The sequence below is a fragment of the Pseudomonas sp. KK4 genome, assembly GCF_001984065.1.
Lineage (GTDB): Bacteria > Pseudomonadota > Gammaproteobacteria > Pseudomonadales > Pseudomonadaceae > Aquipseudomonas.
On record NZ_LYVP01000041.1, the window covers coordinates 11,366 to 36,415 of the forward strand.

At 61.4% G+C, this 25,050-nt stretch carries 20 protein-coding genes; 13 read left to right on the plus strand and 7 right to left on the minus strand.

What is annotated here, in order from left to right:
• Nucleotides 1–9: 9 nt before the first annotated feature.
• The 6 genes from B0W55_RS15520 to B0W55_RS15545 all read right to left on the minus strand — a co-directional run bounded on the left by B0W55_RS15520 (nucleotide 10) and on the right by B0W55_RS15545 (nucleotide 6,815).
• A complete protein-coding gene (locus tag B0W55_RS15520) occupies nucleotides 10–804 on the minus strand; it encodes a DUF4123 domain-containing protein (protein ID WP_077046819.1) in 795 nt (264 codons plus the stop codon).
• A complete protein-coding gene (locus tag B0W55_RS15525; protein ID WP_077046820.1) occupies nucleotides 801–2,123 on the minus strand; it encodes a type VI secretion system Vgr family protein in 1,323 nt (440 codons plus the stop codon). The genes B0W55_RS15520 and B0W55_RS15525 overlap by 4 nt, the downstream gene beginning before the upstream one ends.
• 232 nt (nucleotides 2,124–2,355) lie before the next feature.
• Nucleotides 2,356–4,269: an arginine decarboxylase gene (gene speA / locus B0W55_RS15530; protein WP_077046821.1), complete on the minus strand. Its 1,914-nt coding sequence runs from the start codon at nucleotides 4,267–4,269 to the stop codon at nucleotides 2,356–2,358.
• A 218-nt stretch (nucleotides 4,270–4,487) separates the two neighbouring features.
• Nucleotides 4,488–4,859, minus strand: coding sequence for a translation initiation factor Sui1 (locus B0W55_RS15535; RefSeq protein WP_077046822.1), 372 nt, complete (start codon nucleotides 4,857–4,859; stop codon nucleotides 4,488–4,490).
• A 327-nt stretch (nucleotides 4,860–5,186) separates the two neighbouring features.
• Nucleotides 5,187–5,744: an NUDIX hydrolase gene (locus B0W55_RS15540; protein WP_077046823.1), complete on the minus strand. Its 558-nt coding sequence runs from the start codon at nucleotides 5,742–5,744 to the stop codon at nucleotides 5,187–5,189.
• Nucleotides 5,745–5,747: 3 nt separating this feature from the next.
• Complete coding sequence (locus tag B0W55_RS15545) at nucleotides 5,748–6,815, minus strand: DUF2333 family protein (protein WP_077046824.1); 1,068 nt, start codon at nucleotides 6,813–6,815, stop codon at nucleotides 5,748–5,750.
• Between the two features lie 436 nt (nucleotides 6,816–7,251).
• Here B0W55_RS15545 and B0W55_RS15550 point away from each other — a divergent pair, with 436 nt between their 5' ends.
• The 13 genes from B0W55_RS15550 (at nucleotide 7,252) to B0W55_RS15610 (ending at nucleotide 24,187) form a co-directional block, all read left to right on the plus strand.
• Nucleotides 7,252–8,922, plus strand: a complete 1,671-nt coding sequence (locus B0W55_RS15550) for a PleD family two-component system response regulator (protein WP_077046825.1) — start codon at nucleotides 7,252–7,254, stop codon at nucleotides 8,920–8,922.
• Between the two features lie 955 nt (nucleotides 8,923–9,877).
• Nucleotides 9,878–10,921 carry a methyl-accepting chemotaxis protein gene (locus B0W55_RS31590; protein WP_371807273.1) on the plus strand — a complete coding sequence of 348 codons (1,044 nt, stop codon included), beginning with the start codon at nucleotides 9,878–9,880 and terminating at the stop codon, nucleotides 10,919–10,921.
• A gap of 299 nt (nucleotides 10,922–11,220) precedes the next feature.
• Nucleotides 11,221–11,673, plus strand: coding sequence for a type II 3-dehydroquinate dehydratase (gene aroQ, locus B0W55_RS15560; RefSeq protein ID WP_077046827.1), 453 nt, complete (start codon nucleotides 11,221–11,223; stop codon nucleotides 11,671–11,673).
• A gap of 48 nt (nucleotides 11,674–11,721) precedes the next feature.
• Nucleotides 11,722–12,186: an acetyl-CoA carboxylase biotin carboxyl carrier protein gene (gene accB, locus B0W55_RS15565; RefSeq protein WP_077046828.1), complete on the plus strand. Its 465-nt coding sequence runs from the start codon at nucleotides 11,722–11,724 to the stop codon at nucleotides 12,184–12,186.
• 17 nt (nucleotides 12,187–12,203) lie between these two features.
• Nucleotides 12,204–13,562, plus strand: a complete 1,359-nt coding sequence (accC, locus tag B0W55_RS15570; RefSeq protein ID WP_056852463.1) for an acetyl-CoA carboxylase biotin carboxylase subunit — start codon at nucleotides 12,204–12,206, stop codon at nucleotides 13,560–13,562.
• A gap of 245 nt (nucleotides 13,563–13,807) precedes the next feature.
• A complete protein-coding gene (gene prmA / locus B0W55_RS15575; RefSeq protein ID WP_077046829.1) occupies nucleotides 13,808–14,686 on the plus strand; it encodes a 50S ribosomal protein L11 methyltransferase in 879 nt (292 codons plus the stop codon).
• Nucleotides 14,687–14,716: 30 nt separating this feature from the next.
• Nucleotides 14,717–15,994: a DUF3426 domain-containing protein gene (locus B0W55_RS15580; RefSeq protein ID WP_077046830.1), complete on the plus strand. Its 1,278-nt coding sequence runs from the start codon at nucleotides 14,717–14,719 to the stop codon at nucleotides 15,992–15,994.
• Between the two features lie 185 nt (nucleotides 15,995–16,179).
• Nucleotides 16,180–17,190 carry a tRNA dihydrouridine synthase DusB gene (gene dusB, locus B0W55_RS15585; protein ID WP_077046831.1) on the plus strand — a complete coding sequence of 337 codons (1,011 nt, stop codon included), beginning with the start codon at nucleotides 16,180–16,182 and terminating at the stop codon, nucleotides 17,188–17,190.
• On the plus strand, nucleotides 17,187–17,507 hold the full coding sequence (gene fis, locus B0W55_RS15590) for a DNA-binding transcriptional regulator Fis (protein WP_077046832.1): 321 nt from the start codon (nucleotides 17,187–17,189) through the stop codon (nucleotides 17,505–17,507). The genes dusB and fis overlap by 4 nt, the downstream gene beginning before the upstream one ends.
• An 82-nt stretch (nucleotides 17,508–17,589) precedes the next feature.
• Complete coding sequence (gene purH / locus B0W55_RS15595) at nucleotides 17,590–19,197, plus strand: bifunctional phosphoribosylaminoimidazolecarboxamide formyltransferase/IMP cyclohydrolase (protein ID WP_077046833.1); 1,608 nt, start codon at nucleotides 17,590–17,592, stop codon at nucleotides 19,195–19,197.
• A 156-nt stretch (nucleotides 19,198–19,353) separates the two neighbouring features.
• Nucleotides 19,354–20,649, plus strand: coding sequence for a phosphoribosylamine--glycine ligase (purD, locus tag B0W55_RS15600; protein WP_077046834.1), 1,296 nt, complete (start codon nucleotides 19,354–19,356; stop codon nucleotides 20,647–20,649).
• 99 nt (nucleotides 20,650–20,748) lie between these two features.
• On the plus strand, nucleotides 20,749–23,526 hold the full coding sequence (locus B0W55_RS15605; RefSeq protein ID WP_077046835.1) for a hybrid sensor histidine kinase/response regulator: 2,778 nt from the start codon (nucleotides 20,749–20,751) through the stop codon (nucleotides 23,524–23,526).
• Between the two features lie 64 nt (nucleotides 23,527–23,590).
• The gene (locus tag B0W55_RS15610) at nucleotides 23,591–24,187 is read left to right on the plus strand and encodes a MarC family protein (protein ID WP_077046836.1); all 597 of its coding nucleotides are present in this window, start codon (nucleotides 23,591–23,593) and stop codon (nucleotides 24,185–24,187) included.
• Nucleotides 24,188–24,193: 6 nt separating this feature from the next.
• Here B0W55_RS15610 and B0W55_RS15615 read toward each other — a convergent pair whose 3' ends face one another.
• On the minus strand, nucleotides 24,194–25,009 hold the full coding sequence (locus tag B0W55_RS15615) for a hypothetical protein (RefSeq protein ID WP_077046837.1): 816 nt from the start codon (nucleotides 25,007–25,009) through the stop codon (nucleotides 24,194–24,196).
• Nucleotides 25,010–25,050 lie beyond the last annotated feature (41 nt).

A 25,050-nucleotide genomic window follows, 5' to 3' on the forward strand; every position in this document is an offset into this window, starting at 1 on the left:
CGCCAACCCTCACGGCCGATGGTTCTGCCAGCGGTTGCGCAAGCTGTCGAGCCGCTCCTGTTGGGTGCGCCCCTGCAAGCGCCCGGGCACGGCATCGGGATGCTGCAGGCGCAACCACAACCAGCCGTCCAGTACCGGGCGCTCGCTGAAACCCAGGGCCAGGCCTTGCTGCAGATGCGCCCATAGCTTGGAGTAATCCGTCGCCGTGGATCGACACCAGTGCCAGGCGTGCTGCTCCAGCAGGCAGGTTTGCAGCCTTTCGCGCTGCCGTGGGCTGAGGTTTTCTTCGATGGCCAGCGGCCTGACGGCAAGCCCCGGGTTGAGCAACCGTTGCCAGCCCTGAAAGCCCAGTGCGCGGTCAGCCCACGTGCCGCCAAACCAGCGAATCTGGCTGATCGGGCCCAGCCAGCGGCTCAGTTCACGGGCATCGCAGGCGTCGAAAAAGTAACTGGCGGTGTGGGGGTTGAAGTAACTGAGCAACGCCCGATGATTGAGGTCGAAGCTGACCGTGAGCATGCGCCGCAGGTGGGCCAGCAACTGCGACGATGACGCCTCGCTGATCAGCAACAGGCCTCGCCAGTGTTGCGCCTCACGCTGGCAAGCCACAGCCAGCGGCGGGCAGGTTCGCAAGTTGATCAGTAACGGCCCCTGATCACGCAAGGCATGCCATTCGGTGCCTTCGAACAACCGGTACCAGGTTGCCTGGGCAAACCGTTGCATCAACGTCGCGGCGGCTTGCGGTGAGCCTGGAACATCCAGCAGTAGCCAGTGCGGCGCCGCCTCGGCGCCCTGCACGGCAATCATGCTGCACCGCTCTGGCCAAGCTGCATGGCCGCCCGGCAGGCGCACAGGGCCTGTTCACAATGATTGAAAGGCCCGCCACCGGGCAGCAGGCACAACATCAACAATGGCTCCCCCGTTCGCAGCCACGCCTGGAGCGCTTCTGGCGGGCATTGATCGGTCGGTGCCGGCACCGACTCCTGAGCCTCTTCAACCGGCGCTGGCTGGTGCAGAATCCCGCTGATCACGGGCCGGTCCGGATCGCCCTCGATAAAACTCACCACCACTTGCGCACCTTCGCTCAACAGCGCTCGGCCAGCGGTTTGCAACTGCGGCGCCAAGGGCAGCCAGCAATGGCTCGGCGTCGCCCCTTCGCCCTGGTATAGCCAGTCGAACTGCACGGCGACCGGTCGCGACGGATCCGGCTGAGGTTCATCAACACTCACCACCCACGCCCGCTGCAAACCGTGCATGGCAGGCTTGACCGCCTCACGATGCGCAGCGGCCGGCACTGCACCGCGTATTGCCCGCACCTCACTGCGGTAAGGTCGCTGAGGATCCTTGCCGCCGTGATGCTCGACATGGGTCACCAGCCAGAACTGGTTCCACTCGGCCACCGGATGCCCGGCCAACGGCATCAACTGACCACAGCGCAGTGTCGCCAGATCCGTGTGGCATTGGGCATGCAATGGTTCGCTGTCGGTATATCGCTGAACGTCGAAACGACGCACTGCCGGTGCTTCGCCTTCAGGCCTGAACACCGTCGTTTCGCCTACTCGGAACGGTCCCTGGCGATCGACGAACACCACGCAGTGCCGCCCTGCCCGAAAATCGAAATGGTAGTGGATCCGCGCCTGGGCACACAGGCGCTGTAGAAATTGCAGATCCGATTCACGGTACTGCGTGCAGAAATCCTGCCGGGGGTAATCGCCGCCGAGTTCGAAGCGCCGGTCCTGGCCGACGATGCCGTGCTCGTTCAGCACCTGGTCGAGGATTTGCGGCACAGAACGGCCGCTGAAGATGCGCTGGCTGAAACGCTGGCCCAGACACGCAAGCTTCGGCCCCAGTCGCACATGGCAGAGCCTGACCGTCGAACCGTATTCGCGCTGGGCAAGTTCCTGCAATTGCCCGTGGACGGCGTTTCCCGCCGGCCCGAAGCGCAGGCTGGCCGATCGGTACAGCAGGCTGGCGAGGTCAAGCGTCGGGTCGTCTATCAGCAAATCCATTTCGAACGCGAACGGCTCGCTGATCACTTCTCTACCGGTAAAGGCCAGGACCTCGAAAGCGTCGGACAGACCTGCTACGTCCAGACGAAAGGGAAGTTCGTTGACTGGATCGAACATGGGCAATTCTCTACAGGAGGGGCGGCCGTGGATTCTCGCCGAGAGACTTGGCCGAGTAGAGAGGGGAAATACAACTTGGGAAATGACCTACGAGAAAAGAGGACGAATAACTGAAATAGCCGAGGACGTAGGTTTTTTCGCGCGAAGAAAAGGGAGCTGTCTCACCAGGCGATCTGAAAATTCCGAGGCTTTCGGTACATTTTCAGACAACCTGGTGGGAGCAGGGCTTACCTCAAGAAGAGAGGTAAGAGGAGCGGGTCAGGCCCAGACGCAAGGCATCGAGGAACTGTGTGCGCTCGCTGGCACTGATGCGGGCACTGGCGCACTTGTCGCGGTAGTGGGTCATCAGTTCTTCCGGCGACAGGTGCACGTAACGCAGCATGTCTTCGATGGTGTCGTGGGTTTCGATGCCGGCGTGGTACACGCTGCCGTCAGCGTTCTGGTAGATGTTCACCGAGTCGGTGTCACCGAACAGGTTGTGCATGTCACCGAGGATTTCCTGGTAGGCGCCGACCAGGAACACACCCAGCAGGTAGTCCTCGCCCTCGTTCAGCGAATGAACCGGCAGGCTGGTTTCGATGCTCTGCTCGTCGACGTACTGGTTGATCTTGCCGTCGGAGTCGCAGGTCAGGTCCTGCAGCACCGCACGGCGCAGCGGCTCTTCGTCGAGGCGATGCAGCGGGATGATCGGCAGTACCTGATCGATGGCCCAGGTGTCCGGCAGGCTCTGGAACACCGAGAAGTTGCAGATGTACTTGTCGGCCAGCTTGTCGTTGAGTTCGTCCAGCACCTGACGGTGAGAACGCTGGCGCGCCTTGAGCGAGTTGTGCAGGCGACGGCACACGGCGAAGTAGCATTGCTCGGCCAGGGCTTTCTCGGCCAGGGTCAGCTTGCCGTCGGCGTACTGGGCGGCCACATCGCTCATGTAGTGCGTGGCGCGCCAGTAGGTTTCGGTGACCATCTCGATATCGGTCGGACCCAGCAGGTCCACCAGCCATTGCACGGTTTCCGGCAGCGCTTCCTTGTTGTCGATCTGCGGCACGTCGTCGTTGTGCTTCTCGACGTCGGTGACCTGGATCACCAGCATGGCGTGGTGCGCCGTCAGGGAGCGACCGCTTTCGGAGAAGATGTTCGGGTGCGGCAGGCTCTGCGCGTCGCAGAATTCCTTGAGCATCCCGACCACCACACCGGCGTAGTCGTCCATGTCGTAGTTGATCGAACTGGCGTTGCGCGAATGGGTACCGTCGTAGTCCACGCCCAGGCCGCCGCCCACATCGATGTGGTCCACCGGCAGACCGAGGTTGCGCAGTTCGCCGTAGTAACGGATCGCTTCCTTGAAGCCGTGCTGGTAGTCCGCCAGGTTGGCGATCTGCGAACCCATGTGGAAGTGCAGCAGGCGAATGCCTTGGTCCAGGCCGGCCGCGCGGAAACGCTCGACCACCGACAGCAATTGCGCCGCCGACAGACCGAACTTGGATTTTTCGCCACCGGTGTCCGCCCACTTCGACGACGCCAGGGACGACAGGCGCACGCGCAGGCCGACCTGTGGCTTGACCTTCAGCGAGTTGGCTTCTTCGATCACCAGGCCGACTTCGGACTCTTTCTCGATCACGATGAATACATTGTGGCCGAGTTTCTGGCCCATCAGCGCCAGGCGGATGAACTCGCGGTCCTTGTAACCGTTGCAGACGATGGTGCCGCCCTTCGGCGCCAGGGCCAGCACCGCCAGCAGTTCAGGCTTGGAGCCGGCTTCCAGGCCGATGGAGACGTTCTGGGTGGCGATGATGTTTTCGATCACCGCTTCCTGCTGGTTGACCTTGATCGGGTACAGCGCGGTGTATTTGCTCTGGTATTCCAGGCGTTCGATGTTGGCATCGAAGGCACCGGTCAACTGACGCACGCGGTCCTGCAGAATATCGGGGAAGCGCACCAGCAACGGCAACGACAGGCCGCTTTTGCGCAACTGGTCGACTTGCTCGAACAGGTCGATGGGCGCGCTGCTCGGGCCGTTCGGACGAACTTCGACGCGACCGGCGTCATTGATCGCGAAATACCCGGCCCCCCAATGGCGAATCCCGTAAACACTGCGGCTGTCCGCAACTGTCCATTGGCTGCCATCGTCTTTGCGTGTGCGTCGTACGGACATCGAAGTCCCCTATAAAGAAGTCATGGTGCGTCGCCTGGATTCAGGCCGGCGCAGTCTAAAGAATGAAAATGACGGTTCGTCAACGAGGGGTAGACCCCGTCGACCGCAACGAGTTTAGAAACCGGTCATGAACAGGCTCTGTGAAAACCATGGTGACGACGCCAGGCCTGAAGGTGTTCAGGGCTGGATCAAGCCGCAGGTGGTTTTCACAGAGGCTGCTAGCCGCCGGACTTCTTGGCTTTGAAACCGAGCTTGATCAGTTCAGCCAAGAGTAGCTCGACATGATCGCCCTGGATCTCGATGACCCCGTCCTTCAACGCCCCGCCGGTGCCACAACGTTTCTTCAACGTAGTCGCCAGCTCCTTGAGCGCGTCTTCGGCCAGCGGCACGCCGGTGATGGTGGTCACCGTCTTGCCGCCACGGCCCTTGCTTTCGCGACGCACGCGAGCAATGCCGTCGCCGGCCGGGATAACGGTCTGTCTGCAGATGCAGGCGTCCACCGGTTTACTGCATTCCGGGCAATGACGACCTGCGTCGGTGGAAAATACCAGGCCGCCCAGGGCGGCGAAGGATGCGGCTTTTTTGGCCACCGGCAATCCTCTTGGGAGGACAAAGACTGATCGCAGCCTTGGGCAAGGCTATCGACCGCGAAGCCCCACTCAGGCAGGGGCAGCGCTACTGAAACGGCAGAGCTTTTCGAAACACGCTTACGTCCATCGGACAAAAAACGTCTTCTCCGTAGGAGCGAGCTCGCGATGGACTCAAGTACGACGCGTTCATTCTGGATGCCCGCGTTATCGTTGACGTTCATCGCGAGCGAGCTCGCTCCTACGGTTACCGCGATACCGTTACAGCTTGAAAAGGTCGCGCAGTGTAACGGCAAAAACGCCGATTGCTAAGAGCCAATCGGCGCCAATTTATAGCTCTTTTGCGACGTCTTCGCCGCGAGACCGCAGATAGCGTTTCAATGCGGCCAGGGAGTCCGGGCAGTAAGGCTTTTGCTCGATTTCCCGCAACACTTGCTCGACGGGTAAAAAGCGCGCTTCCAACACCTCTTCGGGCTGCAGGACCAAGGGGCCGTCCCACACTGCCGAGAACGCCGAGCACCAGAGACGATTGCCGGTGTCTTCAAAGAAGAAATGGTCATGGGCAGTCAACTCGACGCCGCTCACCCCCAACTCTTCCTCCAACTCCCGGGCCGCCGACTCGGCGTAGGTTTCGGTGGCAAGCACCATGCCGCCTGCCGCCACATCCCAATAACCGGGATAGATCGCCTTGCTGAGGGTCCGGCGGTGCACGCACAACTCGCCCGCGGAATTGAACAACATAATGTAGGTGCCGCGCCCGATCAGCCCGCGCTCGCGCAAATCGGAGCGCACCAGGGCGCCGAGCAGGTTGTCCTGCTCGTCGACCCAGGCGATCTGCTCGGCATCGGAAGCCGCACGGTGCGCGGCTTCCCTTGCGTTATCGACCATGACTCAGCCCTGGTTGAGCAGTTGACGCAAATCGATCACTGCGGCGTTGGCCCGTGAAATGTAGTTGGCCATGACCAGCGAGTGGTTGGCCAGCACGCCGAAGCCGCTGCCGTTGAGGATCATCGGGCTCCACACCGGCTCCTGCGACGCTTCCAGTTCACGAATGATCTGACGCACGCTCACCGTGGCGTTCTTCTTGGCCAGCACATCGGCGAAGTCGACTTCGATGGCACGCAGCAGATGGGACAAGGCCCAGGCCTGGCCGCGAGCTTCGTAAAACACGTTATCGATCTGCATCCATGGCGTCTCGACGATTTCTTCGTCGACCTGCGGCGCCACACCCGGGGCGACGACTTCGGTCTTCAATGCGGTGTTGAGCTTGACCCGGCCAACACTGGCCGACAGCCGCTGCGACAGCGAGCCCAGGCGCGTCCCGACGTCACCCAGCCAGTTGTTCAGGTTGTCGGCACGGGCGTAGAACAGCGCGCTCTTCTGATTCGGATCGGACAGACGCGCCTGATAACGGCTCAGCGAGTTGATGCCTTCCTGATATTCGGACTCACTGGACGGCAGCACCCAGCTCTTGTTGTCGAAGTTGAAACGCGGTTCGGCCTTGGCCAGGTCAGCGTCTTCGGCGGACTGCGATTGCGAACGGGCGAAGTCTTTGCGCAGCGCACGGCTCAGGTCACGCACCTGGACCAGCACGCCATATTCCCAGCTCGGCATGTTGTCCATCCACAGGCCCGGCGGGAAACGGTCGTTGGAAATGTAGCCACCCTGCTTGTTCAGCAAGGTGCCGGCGACGGTCTTGAGGGTTTCCACAGTGGTGTAGCCGACCACCATTTGCTTGCCTTCTTTCTCGGCCGCCGCTTGCGCCGTCTGCTGCACCGGGAACAGCGCGGGCTCCTGGCTCCAGTACCAGCCCAGGGCAATCGCCACCAGCAGGTAGATACCGATCAGCGTGGCCAGCGCCCGACTGAACAGCAGGCCGCCCAGGTAACTGCGGGTAGCCGATTTCGGTTCAGCGGCACGTTCAGGCGCGCTACCGGCGCGGTTCTTCCAGTCCAGCATGGCGATTTCCTTTCAAGCTCTTGGGTTCAACGGTTCGACCACAACCATACAACAACGTGCCTTGGCCCGGCACCCGCCGATGGGTTGATGTCGGAAATAAGCCATCCGATGGCAGCAATCAGACACGCGCCCTGTATCGGCAGCCAACTAAGGGATTCCCCTAGGCCCGACCTGAAGATCCCTCGTCCATCCAAACCGGTGGACAATCCACCAATGCCCCTCATCATCCCGCTGAGTATCGCTAGGGTTTGCAGGAGGAAAACCCCGATTCATGGGCCATTGCCTAGAACTATCATTCAACTCCAGACCGGGCAGTCAGAAACTGAATGGGCCCGCTTTGCAGATTATTGACGTACGACTCTCATGCAACCGAAAAGAGGTGCTAGCATAGAGCCACCAGTCGACCTCAGCGTGCCCCCTAACTAGTAGTCAGGATATGACCGAGCCAGAAGATCCCAGCCGCGAGCGCCTCAAGCATCACTTTGCCCAGCGGGTCATTCATCAGGCACGTCAGATACTTGAGATATGGCAGCGCCTGCAACGCAGCGAGTGGTCCAGCAACGATCTGTCGGAACTGAGCGAGGCCAACCTGCGCCTGCTGCGCTTTGCCGAGCGCTTCGAGCAGCCCGAGCACGTGCAGCTGGCGCACCACATCGGCCAGTCGCTGGAGGCTGTCGACGCCAACCGCGGACGCCTGAGCAGCGGCTTGATCACCGACCTCAACCGCTTGATGCAGCGCCTGTCGCGCACCGGGTTGCGCCACGGCGACCAGCTCGATCAAACCTTCCTGCCGCCGTTGCGCAAGCCGATCTACGTGATGCTGCAGGATCACGACCGCGGCGAGCGCCTGGCCAAGCAGCTGGAGTTCTTCGGCCTCAGCGCCCAGTCCCTGGAAAGCGTCGCGGCCTTCCGTTCCTCGATGGTCGAGCGCGTGCCGGCGGCGATTGTCATGGACGTTGACTTCAGCGGCCCGGGCATCGGCCTGAAACTGGCCGCCGAGGCCCAGGAAGGCCTCGATCATCGCTTGCCACTGCTGTTTTTCAGCCTGCACGAAACCGACACCCCGACCCGCCTGGCCGCCGTGCGCGCCGGGGGTCAGGAGTTCCTGACCGGCACCCTCGAGGCCTCGAGCCTGCTGGAGAAAATCGAAGTCCTGACCTGCGTCGCCCAGTACGAACCTTATAAAGTGCTGATCATCGACGACTCCCGCGCCCAGGCCCTGCACACCGAGCGCCTGCTCAACAGCGCGGGGATCGTGACCCGCACCCTGATCGAGCCGATCCAGGCCATGGCCGAGCTGGCGGATTTTCAACCGGACCTGATCATTCTCGACATGTACATGCCCGCCTGTACCGGAACTGAACTGGCCAAAGTGATCCGCCACAACGACCGTTATGTCAGCGTGCCGATCATTTACCTGTCGGCCGAAGACGACCTCGACAAGCAGCTCGATGCCATGAGCGAGGGCGGCGATGACTTCCTGACCAAGCCGATCAAGCCGCGGCACCTGATCACCACCGTACGCAACCGGGCGGCGCGAGCGCGCAACCTGAAGGCGCGGATGGTGCGCGACAGCCTCACCGGCCTGTACAACCACACCCACATCCTGCAACTGCTCGAAGACTGCTCGTTCCGCGCCCGCCGCGAGAACAAGCCGCTGAGTTTTGCCATGCTCGACATCGACCACTTCAAGCGGGTCAACGACAGCCACGGTCACCCCATGGGCGACCGGGTGATCAAGAGCCTGGCGCTGTTCCTCAAGCAGCGGTTGCGCAAGACCGACTTCATCGGCCGCTACGGTGGCGAAGAATTTGCCATCGTCATGCCCGACACCGATCTCCAAGCGGCGTGGAACGTTCTGGATGAAATTCGCCAGCGTTTTGCCGAAATCCACTACCCGGCTCAGCCGCAGGATCTGTGGTGCACCTTCAGCGCCGGGGTGGTCCAGTTGTGCGATAACTCCGACAGCCTGTTGATGGCCAGTCAGGCGGATGAGGCGCTGTACCGGGCCAAAGGCGCCGGGCGCAACCGTGTCCAGGCCGTGCTGGAATCACAGCAAAGTGCCACCTTTTCACCTGAAACGCCCCCTTCCGTCATAACGCTGTAACAGAAACGCAATAACTTCAGGTACTTACCATTCTGCCGTTGGTAGTCCCGCGATGCGCCTGAAGCTGCTGACCAATTTCAACACCCTCCTTTTAGTCGCCGTGTGCGTCGCCCTTGGCGCTACGCTGTGGTGGTCGCAAAAGGCCCTCGAGCGCCCCTATCTATTAATGGAGCGCTACCTGGGCCTGTCCCAGCGGTTTCAGAACGAGGTGGCGCGCAACGTCGAGGATTACCTCGGCAGCGGTGATGCCCTGCGACTGAGCGGTGCCAGCCAGGCCATCGAAGACTTGCAAAAAGACCTTGGTGACTTGCCTCCGGCCCTGGCCGAATCCTTGCGCCCCAGCCTGTCGAACCTGAGCGAATTCAGCAAAACCGACTTGCTGGCCGCCGGCAAGCTGGCGGGCGACCCTCAGGCCCTGCTGCTTCAGGCCGAACGCGAACTGGGCGCCAGTCTCGATCGACTCAGCCAGTACGCCAGCGGCAACGCGGCCTACCTGGCGCCGCTGCTCGCCGCCGCTCAACACCTGGGCAAACTGTCCCTGGCCCGGGACAAACTGGTCAGCAGCGGCCGCAGTGAACTGGCCGCCGATGTCGAGCGTGAAGTCGGCAACATCCGCGCTCAGGCCGCACAACTGGACGCTTTGCCACTGCTGGGTGTGGCCGCCAGCAGTGAATCGAACACCGACGATTTCGCCGCCATGATGGGCCTGGAGAATACCGAGAAAACCGCCGCTGAAGATGCCGGGGTCGGTTTCAAGCGTGAACTCAACAGCCTGCTCAGCCGCTACCCGGCGGAACTGGCCCGCACCCGCGACCAGATCCAGAAGCGCGCCGATCTCAGCGCTGCAACCCACGTGAAAATCGCCGATGTGCAACAGGCCATCGCCGGTCTTGAGCCGGTAGTGCGCGCCCAGCACGGGCAGATCCAGAGCGAAGTGCGAATGATGCAAGGGGTGATGATCGGCCTGATTCTGCTGATCGCCCTGCTCATCGACACCCTGCAACGCAAACTCGCCCGAACCCTGACCAACCTCGCACCGGCCCTCTCGACCTGGGCCGAGGGCGACTTCAGCCGGGACATTCAGTTGGGCAAGACCAACCGCGAGTTGCATGACATCGAGGCCTCACTCAATCGCCTGCGTGCCTATCTGGTGGACCTGGTGGGCACCATTCGCCTCAATGCCGAACAGGTCGCGGGCAGCAGCCGCACCCTGGCGGAGCTGAGCAATGACCTGCACAGCGGCGCTGAACATCAGGCCGGTGACACCGCGCTGATCCGCGATTCGCTGGGTGAACTGGAAGCGACCATTCAGCAAGTGGCCGGCGATGCCAGTCAGGCCGCCGACGCCAGCCGTCATGCCGGGCTGGCGGTAGAGCATGGGCAGAAAGTCATCGGCCAGAGCCTCACGGGCCTGCATGCGCTGGTCAATGAAGTCCAGGGCAATGCGCAAATGATCGAACATCTGGCCGAAGAGTCCGCGACCATCGGCGGCGTGCTGACGGTGATCCGCTCGATCGCTGACCAGACCAACCTGTTGGCGTTGAACGCGGCCATTGAAGCGGCGCGCGCCGGGGAAATGGGTCGCGGGTTTGCCGTGGTCGCCGAGGAAGTCCGCTCCCTGGCACAACGCACCGCCGGTGCCACCGCCGAGATCCAGAATTTGATCGCCGGCCTGCAAACCGCGGCGCGACAGTCGGTCGAAGGCATGCGCGCCCAGGTCGAACACGCCGAAGCCACCGCCAACCAGGCCCAGGCAGCCGACGGCGCGCTGGATAAAATCGTCGGGGCGATCCAGACCATTTCCGACACCGCGGTGCGCATCGCCGATGTCACGGCCCAGCAGAGCGGCGCTGTCAGCGAGATCCGTGATCACAGTGAGCGGATTCACCAACTGGGTGGGGATAACCTGCTGCGCATCGGCGAAGGTCGCGAGCAAGGAGAGAATTTGCTGGTGCTCGGTGGGCGCCTGCATACCGCCGTGCAGGCTTTCCGCGTCTGATCGATCGCCTTCGCGAGCAAGCCCGCTCCCACAGTTGACCGAGTCGTACTGGCGAACGCGATCAAATGTGGGAGCGGGCTTGCTCGCGAAGACGTCCGACTACTCACCTTAAATCTCAAGCTAGAGACTTCGCCGACCGCGCCACTGAAGCAAATGACCGGATCTATGCAAGCGGTCATATATTTCGCGCAAACATCGGACATCGTGCTGGCTATTGCAGAGAACTGGACAGTCACAAAGGCTTTGCGGCATAGTCGCCGGGTTCTGACAATTGCACTTCGATAACAAGGGAACAGCCGATGGCGACGCTACTGGTTCTGCACGGACCCAACCTGAACATGCTTGGCACCCGTGAACCGGGCACCTACGGCGCCACGACACTGGCGCAGATCAACCAGGATCTGGAACGCCGCGCCCGTGAAGCCGGCCATCATCTGCTGTACCTGCAAAGCAACGCCGAGTACGAATTGATCGACCGCATCCACGCTGCCCGCAGCGAAGGCGTGGACTTCATTCTGATCAACCCAGCAGCTTTTACACATACAAGTGTCGCATTACGTGACGCGTTGCTGGCGGTGAGCATCCCATTCATCGAAGTGCATTTGTCCAACGTGCACAAACGCGAACCTTTCCGCCATCACTCTTACTTCTCCGACGTAGCGGTGGGAGTGATCTGCGGCCTTGGCGCCAGCGGTTATCGACTGGCCCTGGAGGCCGCCCTAGAGCAGCTTGAAAAACAGGCAACAGCTTGAACTACAAGCGTTAAACGCCCCTGACCGACCCTTGGGAGTTGATGATTCATGGATATCCGTAAAGTTAAGAAACTGATCGAATTGCTGGAAGAGTCCGGCATCGACGAGCTCGAGATCAAGGAAGGCGAAGAGTCCGTACGCATCAGCCGCCACAGCAAGACCCCGGCTCAGCAGTACTACGCACCGGCGCCAATGCCAGCTCCGGCTGCCGCACCTGCCGCCGCGGCGCCTGCTGCTGCCGCCGCACCGGCTGCCGCTGCGGCCGCGCCAGCGCTGAACGGCACCGTTGCCCGTTCGCCGATGGTCGGCACCTTCTATCGCAAGTCTTCGCCAACCTCGCCGTCCTTCGTCGAAGTGGGCCAGACCGTGAAGAAAGGCGACACCCTGTGCATCGTTGAAGCCATGAAGATGATGAACCACATCGAAGCTGAAACCAGCGGTGTGATCGAATCCATCCTCGTCGAAGACGGCCAGCCGGTTGAGTACGACCAACCGCTGTTCACCATCGTTTGAACCGCGGAGAGCCTTTGATGACTGCGAAGTTGGAAAAAGTTCTGATCGCCAACCGCGGTGAGATCGCACTGCGGATTCTGCGCGCCTGCAAAGAGATGGGCATCAAGACCGTCGCCGTTTATTCCAAGGCTGACAAGGAACTGATGCACCTGGGCCTGGCAGACGAATCGGTCTGCATCGGTCCGGCATCGGCCGCCCACTCCTACCTGCACATCCCGGCAATCATCGCCGCGGCCGAAGTGACCGGCGCCACCGCCATTCACCCAGGCTACGGTTTCCTCGCGGAAAACGCCGACTTCGCCGAACAGGTCGAGAACTCCGGCTTCGCCTTCATCGGCCCGAAAGCTGAAACCATCCGCCTGATGGGCGACAAGGTTTCGGCCAAGCACGCGATGATCGCCGCTGGCGTACCGACCGTTCCAGGTTCCGACGGCCCGCTGCCGGAAGACGAAGAAACCGCTCTGCGCATCGGTCGCGAAGTCGGTTACCCGGTGATCATCAAGGCCGCTGGCGGCGGCGGTGGTCGCGGCATGCGCGTGGTGCACAAGGAAGAAGACCTGATTTCCTCGGCGAAACTGACCCGCTCCGAAGCGGGCGCGGCGTTCGGCAACCCGATGGTCTATCTGGAAAAATTCCTGACCAACCCGCGTCACGTGGAAGTCCAGGTCCTGTCTGACGGCCAGGGCAACGCCATCCACCTGGGCGACCGCGACTGCTCGCTGCAGCGTCGTCACCAGAAAGTTCTCGAAGAAGCGCCGGCACCGGGCATCGACGAGAAGGCTCGCCAGGAAGTCTTCGCCCGCTGCGTCAAGGCGTGCATCGACATCGGTTACCGTGGCGCAGGCACTTTCGAGTTCCTGTACGAGAACGGTCGCTTCTACTTCATCGAGATGAACACTCGTGTCCAGGTAGAGCACCCGGTTTCGGAAATGGTCACCGGCATCGACATCGTCAAGGAGATGCTCAGCATCGCCGCCGGCAACAAGCTGTCGTTCACCCAGGATGACGTGGTCATCCGCGGTCACGCGCTGGAATGCCGGATCAACGCCGAAGACCCGAAGACCTTCATGCCGAGCCCAGGCACGGTCAAGCACTTCCACGCCCCAGGCGGCAACGGCGTTCGCGTCGACTCGCACCTGTACAGTGGTTATGCCGTACCGCCGAACTACGATTCGTTGATCGGCAAGCTGATCACCTACGGCGCAACCCGTGACGAAGCCATGGCGCGCATGCGCAATGCGCTGGACGAGATCGTGGTCGACGGGATCAAGACCAACATCCCGCTGCACCGCGACCTCACTCGCGATGAAGGCTTCTGCAAAGGGGGCGTGAACATTCACTACCTCGAGCACAAGCTGGCCGGCGAGAAGCACTAAGCTTCGCCCCGATCAACAAAGCCGCCTCCGGGCGGCTTTGTTGTTTCCGGGAGCTTCATCCAGCAACACAAAGCCCCCTGTGGGAGCGGGCTTGCTCGCGAAAGCATTCTGTCAGTCACATCAACGTTGGATGTTCCACCCCCTTCGCGAGCAAGCCCGCTCCCACAAAAGGCCCGCGCTCGCGTAAACTTGCTCGCTTCTCGCCGCCGCCAGGCTGCAATCAATATTTTTCAAAGGTGCCCGCCATGCCTTGGCTGCAAGTCCGTCTCGCCATCAGCCCAGAACAAGCCGAAACCTACGAAGACGCTTTCCTTGAAGTGGGCGCCGTGTCGGTGACCTTCATGGACGCCGAAGATCAGCCGATCTTCGAGCCGGAACTCAACACCACGCCGCTGTGGTCGCACACCCACCTGCTGGCCCTGTTCGAAGGCGGCACCGAAGCCGCACCGGTACTGGCCCACCTGGAACTGCTGACTGGCAGCCCGCTGCCTGAGCATCACAGCGAAGTGATCGAAGACCAGGACTGGGAACGCAGCTGGATGGACAATTTCCAGCCGATGCGTTTTGGCCAGCGCCTGTGGATCGTGCCGAGCTGGCACGCCGCGCCCGAGCCTGACGCGGTGAACCTGCTGCTCGATCCAGGCCTGGCGTTCGGTACCGGCACCCACCCCACGACCGCGCTGTGCCTGGAGTGGCTCGACGGCCAGGACCTCAAGGGCTGCAACGTACTGGACTTCGGTTGCGGTTCGGGCATTCTCGCGATTGCCGCCCTTCTGCTCGGCGCCAAACAGGCCGTAGGCACCGACATCGACGTGCAGGCACTGGAAGCCTCTCGCGACAACGCCGGTCGCAACAATATTGCTGAAGAACTGTTCCCGCTGTACCTGCCCGAGGACCTGCCACAGGTCCAGGCTGATGTGCTGGTGGCCAACATCCTCGCCGGCCCGCTGGTTTCCCTTGCGCCGCAACTGTCCGGCCTGGTCAAGGCCGGTGGCCGCCTGGCGCTGTCGGGCATCCTCGCCGAGCAAGGTGAGGAGGTCGCCGCGGCCTACGCCAAGGACTTCGATCTGGACCCGATCGCCAATCGTGATGGCTGGGTGCGCATTACTGGCCGTCGGCGCTAGAATGAACGTCTGCATAAACCGGATCGCCGCATGACCGACAGCTTCGTCACCCAGTGCCCGCATTGCCAAACCAGCTTCCGCGTCAGCCATGCTCAATTGAGCGTGGCTCGCGGGGTCGTTCGCTGTGGCTCATGCCTGCAGGTGTTCAACGCTGCCAAGCAACTGCTTGAACAGGCCGGCAAGGAGCCTGTCGCCGCTGTCGCCCCAACGGTCGTCGAACCGCCGCCGCCTGCAGAGCCGCGAGCCATCAGCCAAAAACAGTGGACCGCGACCGAGCTGGATCTGGACAGCCTGGACCTCGACGAAGAACTGGCCCGCCTCGAACAGCGGGAAATCCAGCCGACCACCGAATTTGGCCGGCACCGCGAGGACAGCCTCAGCGCTCGTCGCGACAGCGCTGAAAACGACGAGGAGCCTTGGACGTCCGGCAGCCTGTTCAGCGAATCGGCGGCCGACCGCGCGCAATCGGCCAGTGATCTTGACGACCTTGATCGTCTCGACACCCTCAACACCCTTGATACGTCGGACCCGGTGCAAGCGGATATCGCCCCCGGCATTCACTCGCGCACCGAACCGTCGCTATCGCTGGAACCCGTGGACCTGGACGACGAACCACAGCCGCCGCAACTGCGCCTGCATGATCCGCTGGAAGCCCCGCCTCACCATGAACGCCTGTCGGCGGCGACCATCGATGAACCCGATGACCTGCCTTCCATCGAGCCGCTGCGCAAGCGACGCGAACGCAGTGAGCCCGGGGTTCGCGCCGAGGTGCTCCAGGACCTGACCGATGACCCGCTGCAACTGGACTGGCAAAAGCGTCGCTCGCCCTGGGGTCGTCGATTCTTCTGGCTGCTGTTGATCCTGCTGGGCGCCGGCGCCCTGGTCGGTCAATACGTCGCCTATCACTTCGACGAACTGGCGCGTCAGGACCAATACCGCCCCTGGTTCCAGCAACTATGCCCGCAGATCGGCTGCACCGTGCCCTCCAAGGTCGACATCGCCAAAATCAAGAGCAGCAACCTGGTGGTACGCAGCCACCCGGAATTCAGCGGCGCCCTGGTAGTGGATGCCATCATCTATAACCGAGCGCCCTTTTCCCAACCGTTCCCGCTGCTGGAATTGCGCTTTGCCGACCTCAACGGGCACCTGATCGCCAGCCGTCGCTTCAAGCCCGGCGAGTATCTCAACGGCGATCTCGAAGGCATGGTGGAAATGCCTCCGCAAACGCCGATCCACATCGCACTGGATATTCTCGACCCAGGCTCCAAAGCGGTGAACTACAGCCTGAGCTTTCATTCTCCCGAGTGAAACGATTGTGCGACTCCCCATCGGCGACGGCTTTGCGACTTACCCCGCCCGGACCAAACTGCTGGCGATAACAGAATAACTGTTCAGATTTTGTTCAATTCAGCCTTTATCCAGTCATCGAGAGCGGGTATCATGCCCACCCTTTTTCGAACTCTCATGATCCGGCCCCACAACAGGGAAGTCCTATGTCGGCGGTACGCATCGGTCCATACACATTACACAACGGCTTGATTCTCGCCCCGATGGCGGGTGTCACCGACCAGCCCTTTCGTCAGCTGTGCAAGCGATTGGGCGCCGGGCTAGTAGTCTCTGAAATGGTCACCAGCGACATGAGTCTGTGGAACACCCGCAAGTCGCGGATGCGCATGATCCACGAAGGTGATCCCGAGCCCCGCTCGGTACAGATCGCCGGTGGCGACGCGCAGATGCTGGCGGATGCGGCCCGGGCCAATGTCGAGCTGGGCGCACAGATTATCGATATCAACATGGGTTGCCCGGCGAAGAAGGTCTGCAACAAGGCCGCCGGCTCCGCACTGTTGAAGGATGAAGCACTGGTCACCGAGATCCTGCAGGCCGTCGTGGCGGCGGTCGATGTGCCGGTTACCCTGAAGATCCGTACCGGCTGGGACCGGGACAACAAGAATGGCCTGACGGTGGCGAAGATCGCCGAGCAGGCAGGCATTACGGCGTTGGCGGTCCATGGCCGCACCCGTGCCGACCTGTACACCGGTGAAGCCGAATACGACACCATCGCCGCCATCAAGCAGGCGGTGTCGATGCCGGTCTTTGCCAATGGCGATATCGATTCGCCGGAAAAAGCCCGGTACGTGCTCGACGCGACCGGTGCCGATGGCCTGCTGATTGGCCGGGCCGCCCAGGGGCGGCCGTGGATTTTTCGCGAGATCGATCATTTCCTGCGTACCGGCGAGAAGCTCCCGGCGCTGGAGTTGGTCGAGGTGGAACGCATCCTGCTAGAGCATCTGGCTGCACTGCACGTCTTCTATGGAGACGTGATGGGCGTGCGCATTGCTCGAAAGCATGTGGGCTGGTATCTCGCAACCCTGCCGGGCGCCAGGGAGTTTCGCGCCCACTTCAATCGTTTGGAAGATACGGAAGCACAATGCGCCAACGTTCAGGGCTTCTTCGCCGAACGTTACAAGAGCCTGACAGGGGACGGAGAGGGGGTGGCCGCATGACGATGATGACCGAGACTTTAGTGAGTGGAACAACACCCGTGAGCGACAACGTGAATTTGAAACAGCACCTCAATACCCCGAGCGAAGAAGGCCAGACCCTTCGCGGGAGTGTCGAGAAAGCGCTGCACAATTATTTCGCCCACCTTGAGGGCGCTACCGTCACGGATGTGTACAACCTGGTGCTCTCCGAAGTCGAGGCTCCCCTGCTCGAGTGCGTGATGAACTACGTCAAGGGCAACCAGACCAAGGCCAGCGAGATGCTCGGACTCAACCGCGGCACGCTGCGCAAGAAACTCAAGCAGTACGATTTGCTGTAAGCATTCAATCAAACCAGAAAGGCGCCCGCGTAAAACCGGTCGCCTTTTTTGCTGACTTCCTTTGCTTTTGATGGAAATTGAGATGACCGACCAGACTACCCGCCTGCCGATCCGCCGCGCCTTGATCAGCGTTTCCGACAAGACCGGGATCCTCGAATTCGCCAAGGAGCTCGAAGCTCTGGGCGTCGAGATCCTCTCCACCGGCGGAACGTTCAAGCTGCTGCGCGACAATGGCGTCGCTGCAGTGGAAGTCGCAGATTACACAGGTTTTGCCGAAATGATGGACGGCCGGGTGAAAACCCTGCATCCGAAAATTCACGGCGGGATCCTCGGTCGTCGCGGTATCGATGACGCCATCATGAACGAGCACGGCATCAAGCCGATCGATCTGGTCGCGGTCAACCTCTACCCGTTCGAAGCCACCATCAACAAGCCAGGCTGCGACCTGCCGACCGCCATCGAGAACATCGACATCGGCGGCCCGACCATGGTCCGTTCCGCAGCCAAGAACCATAAAGACGTGGCCATCGTGGTTAACGCCAGCGACTACGCCAACGTCCTGGAAAACCTCAAGGCCGGCGGCCTGACCTACGCACAGCGTTTCGACCTGATGCTCAAGGCCTTCGAACACACCGCGGCCTACGACGGCATGATCGCCAACTACATGGGCACCGTGAACCAGGCGGCTGACACCCTCAGCACCGAAGGTCGCAGCGAATTCCCGCGTACCTTCAACAGCCAGTTCATCAAGGCCCAGGAAATGCGCTACGGCGAGAACCCGCACCAGAGCGCGGCGTTCTACGTGGAAGCCAAGCCTGCCGAAGTCGGCATCGCCACCGCGACCCAACTGCAGGGCAAGGAACTGTCGTACAACAACGTGGCCGACACCGACGCCGCGCTGGAATGCGTCAAGAGCTTCGTCAAGCCTGCCTGCGTGATCGTCAAGCACGCCAACCCCTGCGGCGTAGCCGTCAGCCCGGATGCCGAAGGCGGGATCCGCAAAGCCTACGACCTGGCCTACGCCACCGACACCGAATCGGCATTCGGCGGCATCATCGCCTTCAACCGTGAGTTGGATGCAGAAACCGCCAAGGCCATCGTCGAGCGTCAGTTCGTCGAAGTGATCATCGCCCCGAGCGTCAGCGAAGAAGCCCGCGCCATCGTCGCCGCCAAAGCCAACGTGCGCCTGCTGGCCTGCGGCGAATGGTCGACTGACCGCGCTGCTGCCTGGGATTACAAACGCGTCAACGGTGGCCTGCTGGTGCAGAGCCGCGACATCGGCATGATCGGCGCCGATGACCTGAAAGTCGTGACCAAACGCGCACCGACCGAGCAGGAAATCCACGACCTGATCTTCGCCTGGAAAGTCGCCAAATACGTCAAGTCCAACGCCATCGTCTACGCCAAGAACCGCCAGACCATCGGTGTCGGCGCCGGCCAGATGAGCCGCGTGAACTCGGCGCGCATCGCCGCGATCAAGGCTGAACACGCCGGCCTGCAAGTCCAGGGCGCCGTGATGGCATCCGACGCTTTCTTTCCGTTCCGCGACGGCATCGACAACGCGGCCAAGGCCGGCATCACCGCGGTGATCCAGCCAGGCGGCTCGATGCGTGACAACGAAGTGATCGCTGCAGCTGATGAGGCTGGCATCGCCATGGTCTTCACCGGCATGCGCCACTTCCGTCACTGATACACCGATTCAAATGTGGGAGCGGGCTCGCTCGCGAATGCGATCTGTCAGTGGCATTGAAGCTGACCGGCACACCGCCTTCGCGAGCAAGCCCGCTCCCACAGAAAAGCAGCTTCAGTGCTGCCTCCAGAATGAGCGTCATCCGAGGTTTTTGAAATGAATGTTTTGATCATTGGCAGCGGTGGCCGTGAACACGCCCTGGCCTGGAAAGTGGCTCAGGATCCGCGCGTGCAGAAGGTTTTCGTCGCACCGGGCAACGCCGGCACCGCCATTGAAGCCAAGTGCGAAAATGTCGCCATCGACGTGTTGGCCCTTGAGCAACTGGCTGACTTTGCCGAGAAGAACGTTTCCCTGACCATCGTCGGCCCGGAAGTGCCGCTGGTGGCCGGCGTCGTCGACCTGTTCCGTTCCCGTGGCCTGGATTGCTTTGGTCCGACCGCTGGCGCTGCCCAGCTGGAAGGCTCGAAAGCCTTCACCAAGGACTTCCTGGCACGCCACAAGATCCCGACCGCCGACTACCAGAACTTCACCGAGATCGAGCCGGCCTTGGCTTACCTGCGTGAAAAAGGCGCACCGATCGTGATCAAGGCCGACGGCCTGGCCGCCGGTAAAGGTGTGATCGTCGCCATGACCCTGGCCGAAGCCGAAGACGCCGTGCGTGACATGCTGGCCGGCAACGCCTTCGGTGACGCCGGTTCGCGGGTGGTGATCGAAGAGTTCCTGGACGGCGAAGAAGCCAGCTTCATCGTCATGGTCGACGGCAAGAACGTCCTGCCGATGGCCACCAGCCAGGACCACAAGCGCGTCGGCGACGGCGACACCGGCCCGAACACCGGCGGCATGGGTGCCTACTCCCCTGCTCCGGTGGTCACCAGCGACGTGCACCAGCGCGTCATGGACCTGGTGATCTGGCCGACAGTTCGCGGCATGGCCGAGGAAGGTAACGTCTACACTGGTTTCCTGTACGCGGGCCTGATGATCGACAAGGCCGGTAACCCAAAAGTCATCGAATTCAACTGCCGTTTCGGCGACCCTGAGACCCAACCGGTCATGCTGCGTTTGCAGTCGAGCCTGGTGTTGCTGGTCGAAGCGGCGCTGGCACAGGCGCTGGACAAGGTCGAGGCACAATGGGATCCACGCCCGAGCGTGGGCATCGTACTGGCCGCAGGCGGGTACCCGGGTGACTACGCCAAGGGCGCAGCCATCAAGGGCCTGGACGCAGCGGCGGCACTGGAAGGCAAAGTCTTCCATGCCGGTACTGCACTGAAGGACGGTCAAGTGGTCACGGCCGGTGGTCGGGTACTTTGCGCCACCGCCATGGGTGCCAGCGTCGATGCCGCTCAACAGCAGGCATACAAACTGGCCGCCAGCATCGATTGGGAAGGTTGTTTCTATCGCAAGGACATTGGCTACCGCGCCATTGCCCGCGAGCGTGGCGAAAATCAGGAATAAAGCTTCCATTCAGCCGGGCAAGGGCCCAGGGCCCTTGCCTGACTATTCCGGCGCCGCGCATAGTTATATTCTGGCATTAACCTACGAAGGGATTTCGCCGTGCGCTGGCTCAGGATTGCCATAGGCTTCACCGCCACCCTGCTGACCCTGCTCTGCATGCTACCGGCCCAGGCCGGGCAAGGCAGTGGCCTGGCGGTATTGCTCGACGAACAGGGTGACCTGCAACTGAGCGATATCCGCTCCGCCCGCTATACCAACCAATTCAGTCCCATCGATCTCGAACGGATCACCGCCGCCGAACCTGGCGGTGCGCTCTGGCTTCGCTTTCGCCTTGCGCCCGGCAAGCATGAACAATTGCTGAGGGTATTCGCCCCGGACCTGCTGCAACTCAACATGTACGTGCTGGACGGCGACAAGCTGATCGAGCAATCAAGCACCGGCAACAAACAGCCCCAGGCTGCCCGGCCGCTGTCCAGCAACGACTTCATGCTGCCGTTGCCCCAAGCCGACAAACCCCTCGATGTTTACCTGCGACTGGTCTCCGAGCATCAGTTGAGGCCCTATATCAGCCTGCAACCTGCAATCATGGCCGCGGCCAACCAGGGTCAGTCACTGATCTATGGTCTACTGCTGGGCTGCATCGGCATGCTGATCCTGCACAACCTCATCCGTTACGCGTATACCCGCTCACGCAGCAGTCTTTGGCTGGCCGGCTGCGAAGCCTTGCTGATGCTCAGTGTGGTGCTGTTGCTGAATCTGGCGGGGGCCTGGCTGCCTGACTGGCAAGCCCTGCAAACACCGGGCGCTTATCTCGCCCTGCTGCTCACGGCCCCTTGCGGCCTGATGTTCGCCTATCGCTTCTACACACCACTGGGCACGCACCCGCTGAACAAACTGCTGCTGGGCGAGATTCTATTGATCATGATCTGCGGCCTGCTGCTGCTTTTCGTCAACACCCTGCCGCTTAACCTGCTCACCTATGGCCTGGTCGCCCTGGCCGGCCTGACCATGCTGTTCGTCAGCGCCTTTCACTGGCAAAAAGGCTACCGACCGGCGCGGCTGTTCGTGGCGGCCATGGTGGTATTCAACCTCGGCACGCTGATCATCCTGCCCGCCCTGCTCGGCCTGACCCTGACCGAACCCCATGGTCTGATCACCACCCTGCTGGCGTTCATCTGCATCAGCGGCCTGTTGATGAGCATCGCCCTGAGCGAGCGCCAGCGCCGCATCACCGAAGATCGCTTCAGCATCAGCCGAGACCTGGCGGCCAGCAATGCCGAGATCAACGCCAAGGCGGAATTCCTGGCCAAGATCAGTCACGAAATCCGCACCCCCATGAATGGCGTACTGGGCATGACCGAGTTGTTGCTGGGCACGCCGCTCTCGGTCAAGCAGCGCGATTACGTCCAGACCATCCACAGCGCGGGCAATGAACTGCTCACCCTGATCAACGAAATCCTCGACATTTCCAAACTCGAATCCGGCCAGATCGAACTCGACGATGTGCAGTTCGATCTCAACGCGCTGATCGAGGACTGCCTGAGCATCTTCCGCGCCAAGGCCGAACAGCAAAACGTCGAACTGATCAGCTTCATCCAGCCACAAGTGCCGCGGGTCATCAGCGGTGACCCGACACGCTTGCGCCAGACCCTGTTGAGCCTGGTGGAGAATGCGCTGAAGAAGACCGACGAAGGCGAAATCCTGATCGTCGTCGCGCTCGACGAGCGCAGCCCCAAACCGCGCCTGCGCATTGCCGTGCAGGACAGCGGCGAGCCCATGGAGGCCGAAGAGCGCGACGCCCTGATGCATGCCGAGTTGCACAGCAAGCACTTCCTCTCGGCCAATCGTGTGGGTGGCAACCTGGGGCTGGTCATCGCCCGACAACTGATTCGCCTGATGCACGGTGAGTTCGGCATCAAGAGCGGCGCCAGCCAGGGCACCACCTTGTGGCTGACCCTGCCGCTGGACCCCGATCGCCTGGAACACCCGACTTCCGACCTCGACGGACCGCTGCAAGGTGCACGGGTATTGGTGGTGGATGACAACGACACCTGCCGCAAAGTGCTGGTGCAGCAATGCAGCGCCTGGGGCCTGAACGTCAGCGCCGTGGCCTCCGGCAAGGAAGCGTTGGCACTGCTGCGCACCAAGGCGCACCTGCGCGATTATTTCGATGCGGTGCTGCTGGATCAGAACATGCCAGGCATGACCGGCATGCAACTGGCTGCCAAGATCAAGGAAGACCCGAGCCTGAACCACGACATCCTGCTGATCATGCTCACCGGTATCAGCAATGCGCCGAGCAAGATCATCGCGCGCAACTCGGGCATCAAACGCATCCTTGCCAAACCGGTGGCCGGCTACACCCTCAAGACCACCCTGGCCGATGAGTTGAACCAGCGCAACAAAGGCCACGCCGTGATGCAACAAGCGCCGGCCGGCCCGATGCCGCCGGTCAAGGTACCCAGCGATTTCCGCATTCTGGTGGCTGAAGACAACAGCATCTCCACCAAGGTGATCCGCGGCATGCTGGGCAAGCTCAACCTGCAGCCCGACACCGCCAGCAATGGCGAAGAAGCCCTGCAGGCCATGAAGGCCCAACGGTATGACCTGGTGCTCATGGATTGCGAAATGCCGATCCTCGACGGCTTCTCGGCGACACAGCAATTGCGTGCCTGGGAAGTGGGCAACCAGCGGACCCGGACCCCGGTGGTCGCATTGACCGCGCACATCCTCGCCGAGCATAAGGAACGGGCGCGTCAGGCCGGCATGGACGGGCACATGGCCAAACCGGTCGAGCTTTCGCAATTGCGCGAATTGATCGAACACTGGGTTGCCCAGCGCGATCTGCAAGCCCGCGCGGCTACGTCCACGTCCTGAGCCGACAGACCCCGCGACGCCTGATAGACTCCCCCACGACTTCCCTCGCCAGTGAGCCTGCACCATGCTGCACGTGTTGTTCAGTGTTTACCTGAAGATGCTGGTGCTCTACAGCCCGTTCTTCGTGTTGTCCTGCTTCATCAGCCTGACCCGCGGCTACTCGCGCAAGGAACAACGTCGCCTGGCCTGGAAAGTGGCAATCGCCACACTGGTCTCCAGTGTCCTGTTGTATCTGTTTGGCCGGGTGATCTTCAGCGTCTTCGGCATCACCGTGGACGCCTTCCGTATCGGCGCCGGCAGCGTGCTGTTCATCTCGGCGCTGGGCATGGCCCAGGGCAAGTCGGCGGTGCAGACCGACAACGTGCAGCAAGACGTGACCATTGTCCCGCTCACCATCCCGTTGACGGTCGGCCCCGGCACCATCGGTGCCTTGCTGGTCATGGGCGTGAGCCAACCCCATTGGGACGACAAGCTCATGGCCATTGTCAGTATCGCCCTGGCCAGCTTCACGGTCGGCGTGGTGCTGTACCTGTCCAACCGCATCGAGCGCATTCTGGGCGACCAGGGCTTGCAGATTGTCAGCCGGCTGATGGGGTTGTTCGTGTGTGCGCTGGCGGCGCAGATCATTTTTACCGGAGTCAGGGGTTACCTGGTTCCCTAGCGGCCATCATTTGCGCCGACTGAAGCGCTTGACCAGCACCTCCTTGCGATGCACGCCCAGGTACTCTTCGACATCCTGCTTGATTTCCCGGTATCGGGCAGGATTGAAGGTGATGAACGACTTGCCGTGAAAAACCTCCAGCGAGGAGGTCTTCCAGTCCACGAACAGAACGCCACCGTCATTGCTCCCACCTTGATGGTCGATGGCTGCGATAGCAATCAGGATAATGCCGTTGGGCAACTGCTCACAGGGAACCGTCGACAAACGCACACCCTCCGCGCTCTTTGATTCAAGATTCAACACGTTGATTGCTTCAGGTTCTTTTTTCAGCGCATCCAATGTCGAGTGGGTGACCGCGCTTAATACCGCCGCACCGGGAATGGCAGTCTTTGCCGCTTCGACGGCGGCTTGAACAATATCAACCATGACATTATCCATTTTGACTTCAAGTGCAGTCGCGCTGTACTTGGAATACCCTTTATCGGCCACAAAACAACCGAGATCTTCCATGCATTTGGTAAATTCGTGATACCAGGCCTTCGGATCGCAATGGCCGGGCACTTCATAGTTGGCCTCCATCTTCGACATGGTGATCAGATTCTCGATGATCGCCATGTTCTCCAGGCTGATCCTGTCACCGTAGCCAATCAGGGTGTTGCCCAGCACCAGCGCGTCCAGCTCCTTGGTAAGGCTGGTCGCCACCGTTGACACCAATGATCTCACTCGTGGGCTCGAAGATACTGTCGCCTTGCGTTTCTGCACCCGCGAGCGGACAACTTCAAGGCTTTTCGAAACACTGATCGAACTTTCAAAAACTTTCATACTTAATATCCTTATATCAATTAACCAACGCTCCTTCCTGG